General features: G+C 67.7%; 18 protein-coding genes. 7 read left to right on the top strand and 11 right to left on the bottom strand.

From position 1 onward, the window contains the following. Positions 1-72: 72 nt before the first annotated feature. From fliD to WNM05_RS05635, 3 genes are all read left to right on the top strand, one after another. Positions 73-1,542, top strand: coding sequence for a flagellar filament capping protein FliD (fliD, locus tag WNM05_RS05645; RefSeq protein ID WP_434633248.1), 1,470 nt, complete (start codon positions 73-75; stop codon positions 1,540-1,542). A gap of 78 nt (positions 1,543-1,620) precedes the next feature. Further along, the gene (locus tag WNM05_RS05640; protein ID WP_434633245.1) at positions 1,621-2,313 is read left to right on the top strand and encodes a FadR/GntR family transcriptional regulator; all 693 of its coding nucleotides are present in this window, start codon (positions 1,621-1,623) and stop codon (positions 2,311-2,313) included. Positions 2,314-2,325: 12 nt separating this feature from the next. Further along, positions 2,326-3,579, top strand: a complete 1,254-nt coding sequence (locus tag WNM05_RS05635; RefSeq protein WP_434633243.1) for a CynX/NimT family MFS transporter — start codon at positions 2,326-2,328, stop codon at positions 3,577-3,579. A 28-nt stretch (positions 3,580-3,607) separates the two neighbouring features. Here WNM05_RS05635 and WNM05_RS05630 read toward each other — a convergent pair whose 3' ends face one another. The 3 genes from WNM05_RS05630 to WNM05_RS05620 are packed head-to-tail and all read right to left on the bottom strand — an operon-like array spanning position 3,608 to position 7,329. Next, entirely contained in the window at positions 3,608-4,129 is a 522-nt protein-coding gene (locus WNM05_RS05630) for a DUF2946 family protein (protein WP_434633241.1), read from the bottom strand. A 42-nt stretch (positions 4,130-4,171) separates the two neighbouring features. After that, the gene (locus tag WNM05_RS05625) at positions 4,172-6,634 is read right to left on the bottom strand and encodes an ABC transporter permease (RefSeq protein WP_434633239.1); all 2,463 of its coding nucleotides are present in this window, start codon (positions 6,632-6,634) and stop codon (positions 4,172-4,174) included. After that, complete coding sequence (locus WNM05_RS05620; protein WP_434633235.1) at positions 6,631-7,329, bottom strand: ABC transporter ATP-binding protein; 699 nt, start codon at positions 7,327-7,329, stop codon at positions 6,631-6,633. The genes WNM05_RS05625 and WNM05_RS05620 overlap by 4 nt, the downstream gene beginning before the upstream one ends. On the opposite strand from WNM05_RS05620, the gene WNM05_RS05615 reads away from it, so the two are divergent. Next, positions 7,328-7,924 (top strand): arylesterase, encoded by a 597-nt coding sequence (locus WNM05_RS05615; RefSeq protein ID WP_434633233.1) that lies wholly within the window; start codon positions 7,328-7,330, stop codon positions 7,922-7,924. The two genes, WNM05_RS05620 and WNM05_RS05615, sit on opposite strands and share 2 nt — an antisense overlap. 232 nt (positions 7,925-8,156) lie before the next feature. On the opposite strand, the gene WNM05_RS05610 is transcribed toward WNM05_RS05615, so the two are convergent. From WNM05_RS05610 to WNM05_RS05585, 6 genes are all read right to left on the bottom strand, one after another. After that, positions 8,157-9,371, bottom strand: coding sequence for a diguanylate cyclase (locus WNM05_RS05610; protein ID WP_434633231.1), 1,215 nt, complete (start codon positions 9,369-9,371; stop codon positions 8,157-8,159). Then, positions 9,368-10,564 carry a GGDEF domain-containing protein gene (locus tag WNM05_RS05605; RefSeq protein WP_434633229.1) on the bottom strand — a complete coding sequence of 399 codons (1,197 nt, stop codon included), beginning with the start codon at positions 10,562-10,564 and terminating at the stop codon, positions 9,368-9,370. Before WNM05_RS05605 ends, WNM05_RS05610 begins: the two co-directional genes overlap by 4 nt. A 115-nt stretch (positions 10,565-10,679) precedes the next feature. Next, on the bottom strand, positions 10,680-11,294 hold the full coding sequence (locus tag WNM05_RS05600) for a peroxiredoxin (RefSeq protein WP_434633227.1): 615 nt from the start codon (positions 11,292-11,294) through the stop codon (positions 10,680-10,682). 324 nt (positions 11,295-11,618) lie between these two features. Beyond that, positions 11,619-13,412 carry an aspartate--tRNA ligase gene (gene aspS / locus WNM05_RS05595; RefSeq protein WP_434633226.1) on the bottom strand — a complete coding sequence of 598 codons (1,794 nt, stop codon included), beginning with the start codon at positions 13,410-13,412 and terminating at the stop codon, positions 11,619-11,621. Positions 13,413-13,488: 76 nt separating this feature from the next. Continuing rightward, positions 13,489-14,166: a DUF502 domain-containing protein gene (locus WNM05_RS05590; protein ID WP_434633224.1), complete on the bottom strand. Its 678-nt coding sequence runs from the start codon at positions 14,164-14,166 to the stop codon at positions 13,489-13,491. Continuing rightward, positions 14,166-14,429: an FmdB family zinc ribbon protein gene (locus WNM05_RS05585; protein ID WP_434633222.1), complete on the bottom strand. Its 264-nt coding sequence runs from the start codon at positions 14,427-14,429 to the stop codon at positions 14,166-14,168. The genes WNM05_RS05590 and WNM05_RS05585 overlap by 1 nt, the downstream gene beginning before the upstream one ends. A 219-nt stretch (positions 14,430-14,648) precedes the next feature. Between WNM05_RS05585 and fabI the strand changes: the two genes are divergently transcribed. The 3 genes from fabI to WNM05_RS05570 are packed head-to-tail and all read left to right on the top strand — an operon-like array spanning position 14,649 to position 17,543. Beyond that, the gene (gene fabI, locus WNM05_RS05580; RefSeq protein WP_434633221.1) at positions 14,649-15,446 is read left to right on the top strand and encodes an enoyl-ACP reductase FabI; all 798 of its coding nucleotides are present in this window, start codon (positions 14,649-14,651) and stop codon (positions 15,444-15,446) included. Between the two features lie 10 nt (positions 15,447-15,456). Then, positions 15,457-16,392 carry a phosphate acetyltransferase gene (locus tag WNM05_RS05575; RefSeq protein ID WP_434633219.1) on the top strand — a complete coding sequence of 312 codons (936 nt, stop codon included), beginning with the start codon at positions 15,457-15,459 and terminating at the stop codon, positions 16,390-16,392. Beyond that, entirely contained in the window at positions 16,389-17,543 is a 1,155-nt protein-coding gene (locus WNM05_RS05570; RefSeq protein ID WP_434633218.1) for an acetate/propionate family kinase, read from the top strand. Before WNM05_RS05575 ends, WNM05_RS05570 begins: the two co-directional genes overlap by 4 nt. Before the next feature lies 1 nt (position 17,544). Here WNM05_RS05570 and WNM05_RS05565 read toward each other — a convergent pair whose 3' ends face one another. Next, positions 17,545-18,618, bottom strand: a complete 1,074-nt coding sequence (locus WNM05_RS05565) for a phospholipase A (RefSeq protein WP_434633215.1) — start codon at positions 18,616-18,618, stop codon at positions 17,545-17,547. A gap of 223 nt (positions 18,619-18,841) precedes the next feature. Beyond that, on the bottom strand, positions 18,842-19,105 hold the full coding sequence (rpsT, locus tag WNM05_RS05560; RefSeq protein ID WP_101706965.1) for a 30S ribosomal protein S20: 264 nt from the start codon (positions 19,103-19,105) through the stop codon (positions 18,842-18,844). Positions 19,106-19,126 lie beyond the last annotated feature (21 nt).

Raw genomic sequence — 19,126 nt, 5'->3', positions numbered from 1 at the left:
TGAGTGTTGGCAATGAACTCGCTGTCCGGATACAACTCCAGTCTTTCGTCTTTCGACAGTTTGCTGCCGAACTTGAGCAGTTTGTTGTCCAGCGGATTGCTGTTGGGCTCGACCGGCAGCGCATCCAGCGCCGCCAGCGCGGCGCCGGCCGACCCGATACAGGTGGAGCTGTCCAATCTCGGCCAGCTGATGTCCATCCTCGGCACCTTCCAGAGCAGCCTGCAGCAGATCTATTCTCCGGCCAACCAGTACGGCGGCGGCACCGCCACCAGCAGCAATCCGGCGGTGGCCAGCGTCAGCACTTCGGCCGGCGCGCAGAACGCCAGCTACCAGCTCTCGGTGTCGCAACTGGCCCAGGCGCAGAGCGCCGCCACCAGCTTCACGCTGTCCGATACCGGCAGCACCTCGGTCGGCACCGGCAGCCTGACCATCACCACCGGCAGCTACGCCTACACCAGCTCGACCTCGGCCAGCAGCTTCACCGCCAACGACACGCCGGTGACCGTCAGCATCAGCAACGGCACGCTGTCCGGCATCGCCAGCGCGATCAACGGCGCCGGCGCCGGCGTCGTCGCCAATGTGGTGCAGAACTCGTCCGGCGCCTACCAATTGCAGATCAGCGCCGCCAGCACCGGGGCCAGCAACAACTTCCGCATCACCGTCAGCGACAACGACGGCAACAACACCGACCAGAGCGGCCTGTCGCGGCTGGCCTTCGACCAGACCCAGGCGGTCGGCAGCGGCCAGAACCTGACCCAGACCCAGGCCGCGCAGAACGCCAGCTACACCGTCAACGGCGCGTCCGGCTCCAGCGCCGGCAATTCGGGCATACAGCTGGGCAGCGGCGTGTCGGCCAATCTGCTGGCGACCGGCAGCAGCACCATCGCCGTCAACATAGACTTCGGCCTGCTGAACAGCAACGCCCAGTCTCTGGCCAGCGCCTTCAACACCGCCCAGGGATCGATCAACAGCCTGCTCGGCAACCAGGTGGCGCCGCGCAACGACCCGATCGCCGCGATGCTGCCGCAGATGCTGAACCAGCAGGCGCAGAACAGCTACAGCAACGGCAGCTCGCTGCTGACCCTACTGAGCCAGATCGGCCTGAGCTACCAGAGCCCGGCGCAATACGGGCTGGGCGGCACGCTGAGCCTGAACGTCGGCTCGCTGCAGGCGGCGTACAACGGCGACTCCAGCGGCACGGCCAACCTGCTGTACACGGCGGCCCAGTCGCTGAACGCGCTGGCCAACAGCTACACCTCGCAGGGCGGCGGCTCGCTGGTCAACGAGAGCCGCGCGCTGCAGGCCCAGCAGCGCAACCGGCAGTTGGTGATCCACACGCCCCAGACGCCGAACACCTTCCCGTTCAATCTGCAGAACCTGCTCAACTACCCGTCCGGCAACAGCCTGCTGTCGGCCCAGCAGATCAGCGGCCTCGCGATGTACGCGCTGGTGTACTCGATAGGCGCGCCGTACGCGCTGAACGCGCTCTTGGTCGGCCAGGGGCTGGGCCTGTCCAGCACCGGTTTCTCCGCCGTCGCCTGAACCCTTTTCCTGATTTTTGCCCTTCCCGGCGTTTGCCGGTAAAATTCATCGGATGATTGGATGTTTCGGAGCCGAACGATGAATCCCGCCGCCGCCAAACGCTCGCTGGTCGACATCGCGCTGGAAAGCCTGGGCGCCCAGCTGGCCGGCGGACGCTGGCCGGTCGGCAGCCGCATGCCGACCGAGCCGGAACTGGCAGAGGAACTGGGCATCAGCCGCAATACCGTCCGCGAGGCGGTGCGCGTGCTGCTGTACGCCGGCCTGCTGGAAGTCCGCCAGGGCGACGGCACCTATGTGCGCGCCGTCGTCAATCCCGGCGAGGCGATGCGCGCGATCAGCCGCGCCAGCCTGCGCGAGCACCTGGAGGTGCGCTGCCTGCTGGAGGAAAGCGCGGCCCGGCTGGCCGCCGAACGCGCCGGCGATGCCGGGCTCGCGCGGATCGCCGCGGCGCTGGAGCGACTCGGCCGGCCTCAGGCCGACGAAACGCCGGAAAGCTATGCCGAGCGCGATCTGGACTTCCATGTCGCCATCGCCGACGCCTGCGGCAACCAGGCGCTGTCCGGCCTGTACCGCTATTTCTCGCATGCGGTGCGTCAGAGCGTGCAGGACTCGATACGCGACGAGGCCCTGCCCGACCCCGACCTGGCGGCGCACGCCGCCATCTTCGACGCGATACGCGCGCGCCGTCCCGACGAGGCCGGCGCCGCCGCCGCCGCCATTACCCGTCCGCTGCTGGCCACGCTGGCCCGGCTGCTGGACACGCCACGATAAGAAGGAAGCACGATGGAAGAGAATCGGTCCAAACCGATCGCCGACGAACTGTTGATCGACGACGAGGCCCCGGCAGCCTCGCTGGCCGGCGGCCGCGCCCGGGCGCTGCTGTTGCTGCTGGGCCTGGTGCTGGTCGGCCTGAACCTGCGTCCGGCGCTGTCCAGCCTGGCGCCGGTGCTGGCCATGGTCAGCCGCGACGTCGGCCTGAGCCCGCCGCTGGCCGGCCTGCTGACCACGCTGCCGGTGGCCTGCCTGGGCGTCTTCGGACCGCTGGCGCCGCGGCTGGCGCGCCGGCTGGGCAGCGAGAAGACCATTGCCGCGGTGCTGCTGGCGCTGGCCGCCGGCATCGTGCTGCGCACCCAGCTGGGCCCGTTCGGCCTGTTTGCCGGCTCGGCGCTGGCCGGTGCCTCGATAGGCGTGATCGGCGTGCTCTTGCCCGGCATCGTCAAGCGCGACTTCGCCAGCCGCGCCGGCCTGATGACCGGCGTCTATACGATGGCGCTGTGCCTGGGCGCGGCGCTGGCCGCCGGCCTGACGGTGCCGACGGCGGAGGCCTTCGGCCACGACTGGCGCCCGGCGCTGGCGCTGTGGGCCTTGCCCGCCGTGCTGGCGCTGGCGGTCTGGTGGCCGCAGCTTGGCACCCGCCACGCCGCCGCCCAGGGCCGCTGGCGGGTGGACGGCCTGCTGCGCGACCCGCTGGCCTGGCAGGTGACGCTGTTCATGGGCCTGCAGTCGTCGCTGGCCTACATCGTGTTCGGCTGGCTGCCGTCGATCTTGATGGACCGCGGCCTGAGCGCGATGCAGGGCGGGCTGATGCTGTCGCTGTCGACGATGGTGCAGGTGCCCGCCTCGCTGCTGGTGCCGATGCTGGCCCACCGCTGCCGCGACCAGCGGCCGCCCATCGCCGCCACGCTGCTGATGGTGATCGCCGGCCTCCTGGGCATGCTGTACGCGCCGACCGACGGCCTGATCGTCTGGGCGGCGCTGCTCGGCTTCGGCCAGGGCGGCCTGTTCAGCACCGCGTTGAGCCTGCTGGCCCACCGCTCGCCGGATCAGCACGTGGCGGCCAGCCTGTCCGGCATGGCGCAGGGCATAGGCTATATGCTGGCCTCGATGGGTCCGTTCGCCGTCGGCCTGATCCGCGGCCACAGCCACGCCGCCTGGCCGCTGGCGGTGCTCTTCAGCCTGATCGCCACCACCGCCTTCTGCGTCGGCATACTGGCCGGCCGCAAGCGGCTGGTCGGCGTCCGGGCGCAGCCCGTCTGACTTCGGCCCGCCGGATGGCGGGCTTCGTTCACCTGGGCCGGGAGACGATGCCGTAGCGCGCCAGCAGCGCCGGCAGCGTCTCCCGGCCCAACGGCAAGGCGGCCCCGTCCAGTCGCAGGGCAGGCGGCAAGGCCGCCATGTCGCCGTCCCATCCGGGCAGCGCCTCCTCCAGCAGGCCCGGCAGGTCGCGGTCGTCGAGCGCGGTCAGCTCGCCGCCTATCTCCAGCAACAGCATGCCGTCCGGCGTCAGCCAGGCGGCGCGCGGCGAGGCGCCGTCGTCGCAGGGCTGCGTGCGCCAGCCGCCGGGCGTGCGCCGCGCCGCCAGCGGCGCCGCGTCCAGCTCGACATACACTTTCTGCGGCCCGTTCTGCACATAGCAGCGCCCCTGGCCGTCCCGGCTGTAATTGCGGTTGAAGAAATCGGCCATCGCCTCATGGCGCAGCCTCTGGTCCTTGATCCACCACTGCCCGCGCGCGTCCAGCCTGAGCCAGCCGAACACCGCCGGCACGTTCGGCCACTTGGCCATAGCGGCCAACACCATCGCGTCCATCTTTGTTTCTCCCGCGGTTTTCCCCGCTTGTTCATTGTCCGGCTAGGATACCGCCCGCAGCACCGTCAGCGGCGGCGTCCGCGTCACCACCAGCACGCCGCCGGCCATGCCCAGCGGCAGCAGCCACCAATTGAGCAGCACCGGCAGCGAAAACAGCTTCACCGAAGCCAGCACGCCTATGCCCATCGCCCCCAGCGCCGCCAGCAGGCCGGATACCGCGCCCAGCCACACCAGCTCGGCCAGCACCACGCTGCGCACCTGGCGGCGCGACGCCCCCAGCGCCCGCATCAGGCCGACGTCGGCCAGCCTCTCGTCCCGCGTCGCGGTCAGCGACGCCCACAGGACCAGCACGCCGGCCGCCAGCGCCAGCAGGAACATCGCCTCGATGCCCCGCGTCAGCTTGTCCACCATTGCCCTGACCTCGGCCAGGATGCTGCCGACGTCTATCACCGTCAGATTGGGGAAGCGCTCCACCAGTTGATTGGCGAAAGCCTCGTCGGCCGGCTCCAGCCGGAAGCTGGTGATCCAGCTGGCCGGCTGTTGGCGGAACTGGCCCGGCGTGCCGATGACGAAGAAGTTGACGCGGAAACTGTCCCACGGCACCTCGCGCAGGCTGCTGACTTTCGCGCGGTAGGTGGTGCCGGCCAGATCGAAAGCCAGCGTGTCGCCCAGCCGTATGCCCAGCTTGTCGGCCAGGCCTCGCTCGACCGAGAACTGCGGCTTCACCCGCCTGCCCTCTTCCCACCAGCGCCCCGCCACCACCTGGTTGCCCGGCGGCGGCTCGGCGCGCCAGGACAGGTTGAACTCGCGCTCGGCCAGCCGCCGCGCCTGCTCGCTGTCGTAGGCGGCCGGCCGCACCGGCTGCTCGTTGATCGCGATCAGCCGCGCCCGCGCCATCGGCGCCAACTCGGGCACCGGCCGCCCCTGGGACGCGAACGCGTCGCGGAAGGCGTCCAGCTGGCCGGACTGGATATTGATGACGAATTTGTTCGGCGCGTCGGCCGGCACGCTGCGCTGCCAGGCGCCGATCAGGTCGTCGCGCACCACGGTCAGCGTCAGCAGCGCCATCAGCCCGACCGACAGCGAGGCGATCTGCAGCACCGCCAGCCAGCGACGCCTGGCCAGGTTGGCGATGCCGAAGCGCCAGCCTACCCTGCCGCCGCGCGGCAGCCGACGCAGCGCCCACACCAGGCCCAGCGCCAAGGCGCCCGACACGGCGAGAAAGGCCAGCATCGCCAGTAGCAGCCAGCCGGCCAGCGAGAACTCGCCGACCTGCCACGACGCCAGCCCCAGCAGCGTGGCCAGCGCCAGCACCGGCGCGATCAAGCCCTGTCGAGTCGGCGGCAATTCCCGGCGCAGCACCGCCGCCGGCGAAACGTCGCGTATGCCCATCAACGGCGGCAGCGCCAGTCCGGCCAGCAGCAGCAGCGCCGCCAGCGGGCCTATCAGCCACGGCAGCGCGCCCGGATCGGGCAGCATCTCGCCGACATAGCCGCTGAACAGCCGCATCAAGCCCAGTTGCACGCCGAAGCCGGCCAAGGTGCCGAACAGGCCGGCCAGCAGGCCCAGCAACAGAAAGAGGCTGACGAACAAGCCCCACACCTCGCCGGAGCCCAGACCCAGGCAACGCAACACCGCCACCTGCTGCCAGTGTCGCTGCAGATAGCGCCTGACCACCAGGGCCACCGCCGACGCGGCCAGCGCCACCGTCAGCATCGCGGCCAGCCCGAGGAAGCGCCTCGCCCGCTCGAGGCCGGTGCGGATCTCCGGCCGCATCTCCTCGACGTTTTCCAGCCTGGCGCCGGCCGGCTTGTGCCGGCCCAGCCAGTGACGGAAGTCGGCGATCCGGCGGTCCTCGCCGGAGAACAGCAGCCGCCAGCGTATGCGGCTGCCCTGCTGCACCAGGCCGGTGGCCGGCAGGTCGGCGCTGTTGAACATCAGCCGCGGCACGAAGTTGTAGATGTCCATGCTGCCGTCCGGCTCGCGCAGGATGACGCCGCTCAGCTTCAGGCTGGCGTTGCCGACGCTGATGCTGTCGCCGAGCTTCAGCTTCAGCCGGCCTATCAGCCGGGCGTCGGCCCAGGCGGTGCCGGGCGCCGGCTGCAAGCGGCCGCTGGGCTCGCTGCCGTCGGCCAGCCGCGCCGAGGTCTCGCCGCGCAGCGGATAGCCGGCGCTGACCGCCTTGTACTGCGCCAGCGTCGCCTGGCCGCCGGCGAAGACCATGGACGGGAAGGTGATGTTGTCGGCCATCGCCAGGCCCCGGCGACGCGCCTCGGCGCGTACCGCCTCCGGCGCCGGCTCGTTGCCGCTCAATACCAGGTCGGCGGCCAGCAGCTGGGTGGCCTGGGTCGTCAACGCCTTTTCCACCCGGTCGGAGAAGAAGGCCACGCTGCTCATCGCCGCTACCGCCACCAGCAGGGCCAGGCCGAGTATCGTCAGCTCCCCGGCCACCAGTTCGCGGCGGATGAAGCGCAGCACCAGGATGATCCGTCCGGTCGGCGTCATCCGGCGCGCGCTCCGTTCAGCTTGCCGTCGACCAGCCGGTAGATGGCGTCGCAGCGGCTGGCCAGCTCGTTGTCGTGGGTGACCAGCACCAGGGCCGTGTGCTGCTCGGCGTTCAGCTGGAACAGCAGGTCTATGATCTGGCGGCCGGTGTGCGGATCGAGATTGCCGGTGGGCTCGTCGGCGAACAGCAGTCCGGGATGGATGACGAAGGCGCGCGCCAGCGCGACCCGCTGCTGCTCGCCGCCGGACAGGTGGCGCGGATAATGGCCGAGGCGCGCGGCCAGGCCGACACGCTCCAGCATCAGCTCCGCGGCCTCGCGCGCATCGTTGCGCCCGGCCAGCTCCAGTGGCAGCATGACGTTTTCCAGCGCGGTCAATTGCGGCAGCAGCTGGAAATTCTGGAACACGAAACCGACGCGGTCCCGCCTCAACTGCGCGCGCGCGTCCTCGCTGAGCCGCGACAAGGGCTGGCCGAACAAGGCCACCTCGCCGTCGCTGGGATGGTCGAGGCCGGCCAGCAGCGACAGCAGCGTCGACTTGCCCGAGCCCGAGGTGCCGACGATGGCGACGCTTTCGCCGGGATACAGCGTCAGCGAGGCGCTGCGCAGGATGTGCAGCACGTCGCCGCGGAAATGGACCTGTTTCGCCAACTCGCTGGCGGCCAGCACCGCCGCCTTCTTCACTGGATTGTTCATGCGCTCTATCGTCTGCAAAATGCTCGTCCCCTTGTTGCTGCTGTGGCAGCTGCCCGCCTGCGCCGCCACCATCCTGGTATTCGGCGACAGCCTGTCGGCCGGCTACGGCCTGGCGCCGAGCCAGGGCTGGGTGGCGCTGCTCTCGCGCGAACTGGCGCCGCGCCACCGGGTCGTCAACGCCAGCCAGTCCGGCGAAACCAGCGCCGGCGGCCTCGCCCGGCTGCCCGAGGCGCTCGCCCGCCACAAACCCGACGTGCTGGTGCTGGAGCTGGGCGCCAACGACGGCCTGCGCGGCCTGCCTATGACCGAGATGCGCCGCAATCTGCAGAGCATGGTCGACCTGGCGCGCGCGCGCCGGATCAAGGTGCTGCTGGTCGGCATGGCGCTGCCCCCCAACTATGGCCCCCGTTACGGCGCCGAGTTCCGCGCCGTCTACGACGATGTCGCCCGCGCCAACCGCCTGCCCTACGTGCCGCTGCTGGTGCAGGGCTTCGCCGGCGAGCTGTCGGCTTTCCAGCCGGACGGCCTGCATCCGCGCGCCGAGAAACAGGACACCATGATGCGCACGGTCAAGGCGAAACTGCCAGTGAAATAATCGAACAGTTTATTTGACGCATACGGCGCGGAACAGAAAATATCCTTTCAGCATAATAATACCGCCATCGGCGCCCGGCCGCAGCGACGCCGGGGCGCCGCACTGTCCGTTCAGCCATGGCGTTCGGCACAAGCACGAAAGGGATTTCGACGCGGCTCCCGCCGCTCGCGATGCGGGCTGCGCTCCGGCTGCGGCCGTTTCGCGCGTCGCGCCGAAGACGAATCCGGTCCCGCTAGATCTCGTCCACCGCCAGGCAGACCCGGTTGCGGCCGCCTTCCTTGGCCCGGTACAAGGCGATATCGGCGCGCTTCAGGCATTGCCGCACCGGCTCCCCCGGCAGGCAGCCGGCCACGCCGACCGACATCGTCTGCACCCGACCGACCGGCAGGTCGTCCAGGCTGGAGGTGCTGAGCAAGGCGCGGATCTCCTCCATCAGGCTCAACAGCTCCAGTCCGTCCCGCTCCGGCATCAGCACCGCGAACTCCTCGCCGCCGTAGCGCGCCAGTATCGCGCCGTCCGGCAGCCGGCTCTCGATCAGCTTCGCCGTCTGGCACAAGACGCTGTCTCCGACCTGGTGGCCGAAGGTGTCGTTCACCTTCTTGAAGTAATCGAGGTCCAGCATCGCCAGCGCCCAGGGGCGTCCGCTGGCCAGGCTGTCCTCGGCGCACCGGTCCAGCCGCTCGCGCAGCGCGCGCTGGTTGTAGCAGCCGGTCAGCGAATCGCTCTCCGCCAGCTTCTTCATATGTTGCAGCGCGCCCTGGAGCTGGTGCTGCCGCTGCTCGAGCAAGGTCTTCTTGGCCATGCTGTCGCGGTGCAGGGCGCGGACCGAGGCCAGCATGCTCTCGTTGCGCTCGCTGAGGTCGGCGGTATCCTGCAACTGCAGATGGAAGCTCTGCAGGAACTCCCACTGCACCAGCATATAGATGACGCAGCCGATCAGAATCGCCAGATACAGATTGCCGCCTTCGTGGTACAGCCGATAAAAGGGGTAGGCCCAATAGCCGACGATGTAGCCTCGCAGCAGGTCCTGGCACGGCGCCAGCAACAAACAGGCCAGCGCGAACGCGCCGACCAGCCACAACAGGACCACCATGCGGTACGGCCCCTCCTGGTCCGGCAGCATCAGCCACATGATGGTCGGCCACGCCATGCTGCTCGCCAGCAGGATGTCCCTGACCTCCAGATAGCGGCCCCAGGTCTCCATCACTGGCAGCACCTCGCGGCCGAAGCGCGCGCACAGCCTGCCCAGCCACAGCTCCTCGGCCAGGAAGCACAGCGTCCAGACCAGGCCGCGCTGCCAGGGCACGTGCGGATACATCAGATACGCGAAAAAGGGGATGACGACGAAGGCGTCCCTGACCGACTGCCTCAGCATCGCCACCGTTTCACGCGCCAGTTCGGCCTCCTGGCGGCCGAAGACGATGGGCTCGTGCTCAAGCCACTTCATGCCGCCTCCGTTTCGGGGCACACGCGGTTGCGCCCCTGCGCCTTGGCCAGATACAGCGCCTGGTCCGCCCGCTGCAATATCAGCTTCAGATCGGTGCCCGGGCGCCAACTGGCAACGCCGCAGGATATCGTCACCGGCAGCGAACCGGTCACCGGCGACCAATCGAAACCGGCGATGGAGGCGCGCAGCGTGTTCATCCGCTGGAAATGCTCGCGTCCGCTGCAATCCGACGCCACCAGCAGGAACTCCTCGCCTCCGTAGCGGCCGAACACCTCGCCCGGCCTCAGCGTCGCGTCGACGATCCGGCATAGTTGCTGCAGCACCTCGTCGCCGGTCGGATGGCCGCATTGGTCGTTGATGCGCTTGAAGTAGTCCAGATCGATGATGGACAGCGAGAACGTCGCCCCCTGCTCCTCGGCGCGCTGCCGCAGGCCCTCCAGCTCGGACATCAGCGCCCGCATATTGAACACGCCGGTCAGCGGATCGCGCACCGCCAGCTCGCGTATCCTCAACAGCGTGGCGTCCAGCTCGGCGTTCTGCGTTTCCAGCTGGGCATTCCAGTCGTCCAGCTTGGCGCTTTCCTCGCCCAGCCGCCGCGACAGCAGCTGATTGTCGACGCGCTGCCTGATCGACTCCGCCAGGAAGCGATGCAGCTTGCCGGTGTATTGGGTCAACACGCCGAGAAACAGCAGCGTCGATCCGCCGACCCAGTGCAGCAGGCTGTCGTTTGACGCGAACAGCCGCGACAGCAGCAACAGCCACTGCAGGCCCTCGAACAGGTAGAACAGGCTGCGCCGCCCTATCAGCAAGGCGCCCTGCACCGAACTGACCGCCAGCATCCACAGCATCAGCACCAGGGCGTAGGTGGGATCTTCGTCGCGCATCATCAGCCAGGCCGAGCTGCCCCAGGCCATGCCGGTCGCCAGCAGACTGACGACAAAGGCGCGATACAGGACATTGATGCGGCCGTCGTCGTCGCAGCGGCGGGCCAGCAGGATGATCAGATACTCCAGCGCCAGCAGCGGGTAGATCAGCAAACCCCAGCACAGCAGCCCCGTCGTCGGCGCATGGCCCCATTGCAATATCAGCAGCACCAGCGCGCCGGGAAAGGCATAGGGCAGGCATTCTCCGGTGGCCCGCATCACCAGCAATCGGGATTCCCGCTCCACCATCCACCATCGACTCGTATGCACTCCCGCCCCTCATGCCTGAGCTAACCATCTGTTCTTTATAGGGGGCGGCAGATAAAACAACACCCCGCCGGCGCGAAGCGGGCGGGGTGCGTACAGCGTCGATCCGGCGGGCGGATTACAGCTGCTGGGCGTTCTCGGCCAGGTAGGAAGCCACGCCTTCGGCGGACGGCTTCATGCCCTTCTTGCCCTTGTTCCAGCCGGCCGGGCACACTTCACCGTGCTCTTCGGTGAACTGCAGCGCGTCGACCATGCGGATCATTTCGTCGATGTTGCGGCCCAGCGGCAGGTTGTTGACGACCTGGTGCTGCACCACGCCGGAGCGGTCGATCAGGAAGGAGCCGCGGAAGGCGACGCCGCCGTCGGCTTCAACGTCGTAGGTCTTGCACAGTTCGTGCTGGATGTCGGCGACCAGGGTGTAGCCGACTTGGCCGATGCCGCCCTTGTCCACCGGGGTGTTGCGCCATGCGGCGTGGGTGAACTGGCTGTCGATCGACACGCCGATCACTTCAACGTTGCGCTTCTTGAACTCTTCCAGACGATGGTCGAAAGCGATCAGTTCGGACGGGCAGACGAAGGTGAAGTCCAGCGGGTAGAAGAACACCACGGCGTACTTGCCGGCAGTGGCTTGCTTGAAGGAGTAGTTGTCTACGATCTCGCCATTGCCCAGCACGGCGGAGAAAGTCTTTTCACCAGCGAAGAACGGGGCTTGCTTGCCAACGAGTACGGCCATTTGGATCTCCTTAAAGGTCTTGATATGACAGCGTTTCCCTGATCGGGCATCGAAAAACGCCGTGGATTGCGGAGTTTTATAAAGCACTGCGTCCGGGTCCGGCAAATTGTAAATCGATATCGTTGCGATAAAGTTTTGCAATTGCGGAATGCGGGCGCCGCCCCGGCCAGGCGGGGGCTACCCCGACAGATGGGGATGAAGCATCAAAGTTTCAAGCCGACAGCCGTCAGGGGCCGCCGAAGCGGCCGGCCTTCCACCGGACGCGGGACTCAAAAAAAACGGACACCTCGGTGTCCGTTTTCATTGCCCGTCCGGCCGTCAGGATCAGGCGCTGGGCTCGGCCTTCTGGCGCAGGCGCAGGTTCAGCTCGCGCAGCTGCTTGTCGTCGACCGCGTTCGGCGCATTGGTCAGCAGGCACTGGGCGCGCTGGGTCTTCGGGAAGGCGATCACGTCGCGGATCGATTCCGCGCCGCACATCAGCGTCACCAGACGGTCCAGGCCGAAGGCCAGACCGCCGTGCGGCGGCGCGCCGAACTTCAGGTTGTCCAGCAGGAAGCCGAACTTGTTCTGCTGCTCTTCCGGGCTGATCTTCAGCGCGCCGAACACCTTCTCCTGGATCTCGGCGCGGTGGATACGGATCGAGCCGCCGCCGATTTCCCAGCCGTTCAGCACCATATCGTAGGCGCGGGCCAGGCAGGCGCCCGGATCGGTGGCCATCAGGTCCTCGTGGCCCGGCTTCGGGCTGGTGAACGGATGGTGGCAGGCGGTCCAGCGGTCGGCTTCCTCGTCGTGCTCGAACATCGGGAAGTCCACCACCCACAGCGGACGCCATTCCTTGACGAAGTAGCCGTTTTCCAGACCGTGCTCGTGGCCGATCTTGATGCGCAGCGCGCCGATCGCCTCGTTGACCACCTTGGCCTTGTCGGCGCCGAAGAAGACGATGTCGCCGTTCTGCGCGCCGGTGCGGGCTATGATTTCCTTCAGGCCGTTGGCGGACAGGAACTTCACGATCGGGGACTGCAGGCCCTCTTCGTTCAGCTTGCTCGCGTCGTTGACCTTGATGTAGGCCAGACCCTTGGCGCCGTAGATGCCGACGAACTGGGTGTAGTCGTCGATTTCCTTGCGGCTGAACGACGCGCCGTTCGGCACGCGCAGGGCCACCACGCGGCCGTTCGCCATGTCGGCGGCGCCGCGGAACACCTTGAACTCTTCCGACTTCATCACATCGGTCAGTTCGGTGAATTTCAGCGAAACGCGCATATCCGGCTTGTCGGAGCCGTAGTAGAACATCGCGTCGCCGTAGGTCATGCGCGGGAAGGTCGGCAGCGTCACGCCCAGCACATCCTGGAAGATCTCGCGGGTCATGCCTTCGGTGATGTCCATGATCTGATCCTCGTTCAGGAACGAGGTCTCGATATCGATCTGGGTGAATTCAGGCTGGCGGTCGGCGCGCAGGTCTTCGTCGCGGAAGCACTTGGTGATCTGGTAGTAGCGGTCGAAGCCAGCCACCATCAGCAGCTGCTTGAACAGCTGCGGCGATTGCGGCAGCGCGAAGAACTCGCCCGGATGCACGCGGGACGGCACCAGGTAGTCGCGGGCGCCTTCCGGGGTGGAGCGGGTCAGCATCGGGGTTTCGATGTCGATGAAGCCCTGCTTGTCCAGATGGTTGCGCACGCCCATCGCCACCTTGTAGCGCAGACGCAGGTTCTTCTGCATCGCCGGGCGGCGCAGGTCGATCACGCGGTTGGTCAGACGGACGTTCTCGGACAGGTTCTCGTCGTCGATCTGGAACGGCGGCGTGGCCGCGGCGTTCAGGATCTCGATTTCCTTGGCCAGGATCTCGATCTCGCCGGAAATCATCTTGCTGTTGGCGGTGCCGGCCGGACGCTCGCGCACGATGCCGCTGATGGACAGCACGTACTCGCCGCGGCTGCTGTCTGCGAGCTTGAACGCTTCCGGGGTGTCCGGATCGATCACCACCTGCACCAGGCCTTCGCGGTCGCGCAGGTCGATGAAGATCACGCCGCCGTGGTCGCGACGACGGTGGGCCCAGCCTTTGACGGTCACGGTCTGGCCGAGATATTTCTTGTCGATAAGTCCGCAGTAATCGGTACGCATTAGGTAAACCTTTTTATTGAATTCGTGAAGCTCCCGGATAGGGAGTAGGCGTTTAGGGGCTAGACAGGGTGGCGGTCTAGCCCTGCCGATTATGTTCGTCATTGAGGCGCGGGCGCTGCGCCTCCGGCGGCGGATTGGGCACCACCACCCCCATCGAGATGACGTACTTGAGCGCTTCGTCGACGCTCATGTTCAGTTGACGGGTGTCGCTGCGCGGCACCACGATGAAATAGCCCGAAGTCGGGTTCGGCGTCGTCGGCACGTAGACGCTGACCAGTTCCTCGCCATTCTCGGCGTGGCGCTGGATGTCCTGCGCCGGCGTGCCGGTCTGGAAGGCGACGGTCCAGGCGTTCTGGTGCGGCCAGCGCACCAGCAGCGCGTTCTTGAACGCGTTGCCGGAATCGGACAGCAGCGTGTCGCTGACCTGCTTGACGCTGTTGTAGATCGAGCTGACCACCGGCGTGCGCGACAGCAGACCGTGCCAGAACTCCACCAGCCGCCGGCCCAGCACATTGGCGGCCAGCATGCCGGTGCCCATCACCACCAGCACGGCGAACACCACGCCGAGTCCGGGGATGTGCACGCCGAACAGCGCCTCCGGGCGCAGCTCGCGCGGCAGCAGCGTCAGCGTCTGGTCCAGCGAACCGATGATCAGGTTCAGCACCCATAGGGTGATCGCCAGCGGCAACCAGATCAGCAGGCCGGCGATCAAATAGCCCTTCAGAGTCATCTTGATCTGCGGGGAGACCGACATCAGTTGCAACCGCAGCCGGTGCCGCAGCTATGGCCTCCGGAAGAGGCGGAATCGCCGGACGAGGACGGGGACGAGGACGCGCCGCCCTTGAAGTCGGTGGCGTACCAGCCCGAACCCTTCAGCTGGAAACCGGCGGCGGACAGCTGCTTGCGGTAGTCTGCGCTGCCGCATTCCGGGCAGGCGGCCACCGGAGCGTCGCTCAGTTTCTGCAGATGTTCCTTGGCGACGCCGCAGGCGCCGCAACGATATTCATAGATCGGCATAGCTTTATTTCCCGCCAATTGACCACGATGGCATAATACGTGCTGCACTGCACCACGCGCAAACGCGCCGTGCAATCTTGACTGTACAGATGCGGCCGCCCGGTTTCAAACTCAAGTGGCCGGACTCGCAAACCCCCCATTATATCCGACTGAAACGGCAATACAAACTTACACCGCTGTCCGCAGCATCGTTCCGCAACGCTATCTCCGGAGGTCCAAATGGTTTACCAAGAAGGTCAGATGGAAAGCATTCGCAACATCCTCGCCGGCAAGAAGGGACTGATCGTCGGCATCGCCAACGAGAACAGCATCGCCTACGGCTGCGCCAGCGTGCTGCGCCAGCTGGGCGCGGAATGCGCGGTCACCTATCTGAACGCCAAGGCCGAGCCGCATGTGCGGCCGCTGGCGGAGCAGCTGCAGGCGCCGCTGGTGCTGCCGCTGGACGTGGAGGCGCCGGGACAGCTGGAGCATGTGTTCGCCGAAATCGACAGATTGTGGGGGCGGCTGGACTTCATCATCCACTCCATCGCCTACTGCCCGGTCGGAGACCTGCATGGCCGGGTCGTCGACTGTTCGCTCGCCGGCTTCCAGCAGGCGATGCGGGTGTCGTGCTATTCCTTCATCGAGATGGCCCGGCTGGCCGAGCCGCTGATGAAGAACGGCGGCAGCCTGATCACGATGAGCTATTACGGCGCCGACAAAGTGGTGGAAAACTACAACATCATGGGTCCGGTCAAAGCGGCGCTGGAAGGCGTCAGCCGCTATCTGGCCAATGAACTCGGCCCGAAGCGCATACGCGTGCACGCGGTGTCGCCCGGTCCGCTAAAGACGCGCGCCGCCTCCGGCATCGCCCATTTCGACCAGCTGATCGAGGATGCGATCGCCCGCGCGCCGCAAAACCGCCTGGTCGACATCGAGGAGGTCGGCACCGTCTGCGCCTTCCTGATTTCCGACGCCGCCAGCGGCCTGACCGGTCAGACCATCTATGTCGACGGCGGCCACCACATCAAGGCCTGAGGAGAGCGAGATGACCCACGACGAACACGCCTTCGACGACATCCTGCAACAGGCGCGCGCGCTGGGCGCGCTGCCGATGGCGGTGGCCCACCCGTGCAGCCGCGAATCGCTGCTGGGCGCGGTGGAGGCCGCCGACAGCCGCATCGCCACGCCTATCCTGGTCGCGCCGCTGGCCAAGCTGCAAAAGCTGGCCGACGAGCTGGAGATCGACCTGAAGCGCTTCGAATGCATAGACGTCGAGCACAGCCACGCCGCCGCCGAGCATGCGGTGCAACTGGCGCGCGACGGCTACGCCGACATCCTGATGAAGGGCAGCCTGCACACCGACGAATTCATGAGCGCGGCGCTGGCGCGCGAGACCGGCATACGCACCGACCGCCGCATCAGCCACATCTGGGTGATGAAGGTCGAAAGCTATCCGCGCTACCTGTTCATCACCGACGCCGCCGTCAATATCGAACCGGACCTAACCACCAAGCGCGACATCTGCCAGAACGCGATAGACCTGACCCACGCGCTCGGCATCGCCGTGCCCAAGGTCGCGATCCTGGCGGCGGTGGAGACCATCAATCCGTCGATGCGCTCGACGCTGGACGCCGCCGCGCTGTGCAAGATGGCCGACCGCGGCCAGATCACCGGCGCGGTGCTGGACGGCCCGCTGGCCTTCGACAACGCCATTTCGCGCGAGGCCGCCGACAGCAAGGGCATCGTCTCGCCGGTGGCCGGCGATCCCGACATCCTGCTGGTGCCGGACCTCGAAGCCGGCAATATGCTGGGCAAGCAGCTGACCTATCTGGCCCACGCCGCCTCGGCCGGCATCGTGATGGGCGCCCGGGTGCCGATGGTGCTGACCAGCCGCGCCGACGACGCCAGCGGCCGGCTGGCCTCCAGCGCCATCGCCAATCTGCTGGCGCACCAGCGCCGGCAAACCGGAGCCCGGCCATGAGCAAATGCCTGCTGGCCGTCAACGCCGGTTCGGCCACGCTGAAGTTCCGCGCCTTCACGCCGGACGGCGGCAGCTTGCTGGTGCGCGGCATCGTCGACCGCTTCGGCAGCCGCGACGCCCGGCTGCGGCTGGACGACGCCCAGGGCCGGCCGCTGGCCGAACGCGGCCTCGACGACGCCGAGCACGCCACCGCGCTGGCGGCGATGCTGAACGGCCTGGCCGACCAGGGACTGCAGACGCAGGCGCTGGTCCACCGCGTCGTCCACGGCGGCAGCCGTTTCAGCGAGCCGGTGCGCATAGACGCCGAGGTGCGCGCGGCGCTGGACGACTACATCGCGCTGGCGCCGCTGCACCAGCCGGTCAGCCTGGAAGTGGTGGACGCCTTCTCCCGGCTGGACCCGCGGCTGCCGCAGATCGCCTGCTTCGACACCGCCTTCCACGCCGGCCAGCCCGAGGTGGCCACCCGCTTCGGCATCGCCCGCCACTGGCACGACGAGGGCGTGCGCCGCTACGGCTTCCACGGCCTGTCCTACGCCGCCATCGCGCGGCGCCTGCCCGAGATCGGCCTGGCACGCGGCAAGGCGGTGGTCTGCCACCTGGGCAGCGGCGCCAGCGCCTGCGCGATCGAATCGGGCCGCAGCGTCGCGTCGACGATGGGCTTCTCGGCGGTGGACGGGCTGATGATGGGCACGCGCCCCGGCGCGCTGGACCCGGAAGTGGTCCTGTACTGGCAGGAGCACGAGGGCATGGGGGTCAAGGACGTCAGGCGCGAGCTGTACAAGAATTCCGGCCTGCTCGGCGTGTCCGGCGTCTCGGCCGACATGCGCGAGCTGCTGGCCAGCGATCTGCCGGCGGCGCGCGAGGCGGTGGAGCTGTTCTGCTACCGCGTCGCGCGCGAGGTGGCCAGCCTGGCCGCGGCGATGCGCGGCCTGGACGGCCTGGTCTTCACCGCCGGCATAGGCGAACACTCGGCCGAGGTCCGCGCCCGCGTGCTGCAGCAACTGGGCTGGCTGGGCTTCGAGCCGGACCACGCCGCCAATCTGGCCCACGCCCGCCGGCTGACCACCGCCGGCAGCCGGCTGCCGGCCTATGTGCTGGCCACCGACGAGGAAGGCGAGATGGCGCGCCAGGCCGGGGCCTTGCTGAGCTGAATCAGAAACCGAGCCAGTCGTTCAGCATCAGGCCTATGCCGATTCCGCGGCTGCGGTAGTTGTAGTCGATCAGACTCTCGCCGTAGCCGTCGAAGGCCTGCACATAGCCGCGCAGCCGGCCGGCAAGCGGGAAGGTCCAGTCCAGCTGGGCCGCGCCCTTGCCGGTGGACGGGTTCCACCGCCCGAGCACCGAGAACTGCTGCTGGCCCAGGCGGTAGCTGGCGCGCAGGTCGCCGTGGCCCATGTAGTCGACGATGTCGGGATTGTCGTCGTCGGCGGCCTTCTCGCTCAGGCGCCGCCACAGCCGGGCGCTCAGCGTCAGGTTGCCGTTCTCCAGTGCCGCCATCGCGTACACCCGGTTCCAGCTGCGCGACAACGGATCGGACTGGCCGTTGGACTGATGGACCAGGCCCAGGCCGGCCATGCGCAGCCGCCAATCGCCCCAATGCCAGCCCAGCGGCAGCGTCGCCATCAGCTCCGGCTCGTAGTCGGTTTCGCGGAACGGCGCCGACTGGCCCTTGTTGTACGCCTGCCAATGCGACAGCTGGGTGTAGGCCGCCCACAGGTCCAGCGGCGTGCCGCCGACGTTTTCCCACACCTTGGTCTTGAACGACAGCTGGAACTTGGCCTCGGTATGCTGCAGATCGCCGCCGAACAGCGTCGTCGCGCCGCGGCTGGGCGAGCTGGGCGTCGCATTCGGATCATGCTGGTACCAGGCGGGCAGGACATAGTTGGAACGGTAGCCGCGCAGTATGAAGGTGCCGCGCTTGTCGTCGCGGTCCAGATCCCAATCCAGGGCCAGCGGCGTCGACGGCGCCGGAACCGGCGCAGCGGCGGCTGCCGGCGAGACGGCGGCCGCCTCGGCCACCAGCGCCTTGGCCGTCTGCGCGTCCGCCGCCCCGGCTCCCGCCTCCTCGGCGGCCAGCTTGGCCGCCAGCGCGTCGAAACAGGCCAGCCTGGCGCCCGCGGCGGCGATGTCTCGGCACTGGCGCAGCGGCGCCAGCGCCCCCTCTTCCGCCGCATGCGCCAGAACCGGCGCGACAAGCAGCGGGCACAGCAGGAAAACCGATTTCATTCGTTCTCCATGGCAAGAGCCTGTTCAAAATCTTGGTCGAGCGGCGCGGCCGGACCGTCCGGATACGGGACGCGAGACGCGGGGCTTCGTGATTTCAAGGCCAGGCCCGGCCGGACGGCAACTGGCCGCCCGGCGGGCTCGCCGCCCGGAACCGCCTGTCGGAAACACAAAAGGCCCCGCGATGCGGAGCCTTTGCGTATTCTTGCAGCCTGGGCTGGCTAGATCAGGCCATGGCCTTGATCTGGGCGGACAGACGGCTCTTGTGACGAGCGGCCTTGTTCTTGTGGAACACGCCCTTGTCGGCGATGCGATCGATGATTTTCTCGGAAGCCTGGAACACCACGCGAGCGGCGGCCTTGTCGCCGGCTTCGATTGCCTTGAGCACTTTCTTCACTGCGGTACGGAACGCAGTACGCAGGCTGGCGTTATGCGCGCGCTGCTTGAGGGCTGTGCGTGCACGCTTGCGAGCTTGTGCGCTGTTAGCCATGAATCTTTCTCCTGATAGCGG

The organism is Chromobacterium sp. CV08, from assembly GCF_051129845.1.
Taxonomy (GTDB): Bacteria; Pseudomonadota; Gammaproteobacteria; order Burkholderiales; family Chromobacteriaceae; genus Chromobacterium.
This window is presented reverse-complemented; position numbering and strand designations above follow the sequence as displayed.

Bases quoted from the DNA above. Each gene is read 5' to 3' on its own strand.
- WNM05_RS05640 (WP_434633245.1), top strand. From the start codon at position 1,621: ATGAATCCCGCCGCCGCCAAACGCTCGCTGGTCGACATCGCGCTGGAA.
- WNM05_RS05635 (WP_434633243.1), top strand. From the start codon at position 2,326: ATGGAAGAGAATCGGTCCAAACCGATCGCCGACGAACTGTTGATCGAC.
- WNM05_RS05630 (WP_434633241.1), bottom strand. From the start codon at position 4,129: ATGGACGCGATGGTGTTGGCCGCTATGGCCAAGTGGCCGAACGTGCCG.
- WNM05_RS05625 (WP_434633239.1), bottom strand. From the start codon at position 6,634: ATGACGCCGACCGGACGGATCATCCTGGTGCTGCGCTTCATCCGCCGC.
- WNM05_RS05615 (WP_434633233.1), top strand. From the start codon at position 7,328: ATGCGCTCTATCGTCTGCAAAATGCTCGTCCCCTTGTTGCTGCTGTGG.
- WNM05_RS05620 (WP_434633235.1), bottom strand. From the start codon at position 7,329: ATGAACAATCCAGTGAAGAAGGCGGCGGTGCTGGCCGCCAGCGAGTTG.
- WNM05_RS05610 (WP_434633231.1), bottom strand. From the start codon at position 9,371: ATGAAGTGGCTTGAGCACGAGCCCATCGTCTTCGGCCGCCAGGAGGCC.
- WNM05_RS05600 (WP_434633227.1), bottom strand. From the start codon at position 11,294: ATGGCCGTACTCGTTGGCAAGCAAGCCCCGTTCTTCGCTGGTGAAAAG.
- aspS (WP_434633226.1), bottom strand. From the start codon at position 13,412: ATGCGTACCGATTACTGCGGACTTATCGACAAGAAATATCTCGGCCAG.
- WNM05_RS05590 (WP_434633224.1), bottom strand. From the start codon at position 14,166: ATGTCGGTCTCCCCGCAGATCAAGATGACTCTGAAGGGCTATTTGATC.
- WNM05_RS05585 (WP_434633222.1), bottom strand. From the start codon at position 14,429: ATGCCGATCTATGAATATCGTTGCGGCGCCTGCGGCGTCGCCAAGGAA.
- fabI (WP_434633221.1), top strand. From the start codon at position 14,649: ATGGTTTACCAAGAAGGTCAGATGGAAAGCATTCGCAACATCCTCGCC.
- WNM05_RS05575 (WP_434633219.1), top strand. From the start codon at position 15,457: ATGACCCACGACGAACACGCCTTCGACGACATCCTGCAACAGGCGCGC.
- WNM05_RS05570 (WP_434633218.1), top strand. From the start codon at position 16,389: ATGAGCAAATGCCTGCTGGCCGTCAACGCCGGTTCGGCCACGCTGAAG.
- WNM05_RS05565 (WP_434633215.1), bottom strand. From the start codon at position 18,618: ATGAAATCGGTTTTCCTGCTGTGCCCGCTGCTTGTCGCGCCGGTTCTG.
- rpsT (WP_101706965.1), bottom strand. From the start codon at position 19,105: ATGGCTAACAGCGCACAAGCTCGCAAGCGTGCACGCACAGCCCTCAAG.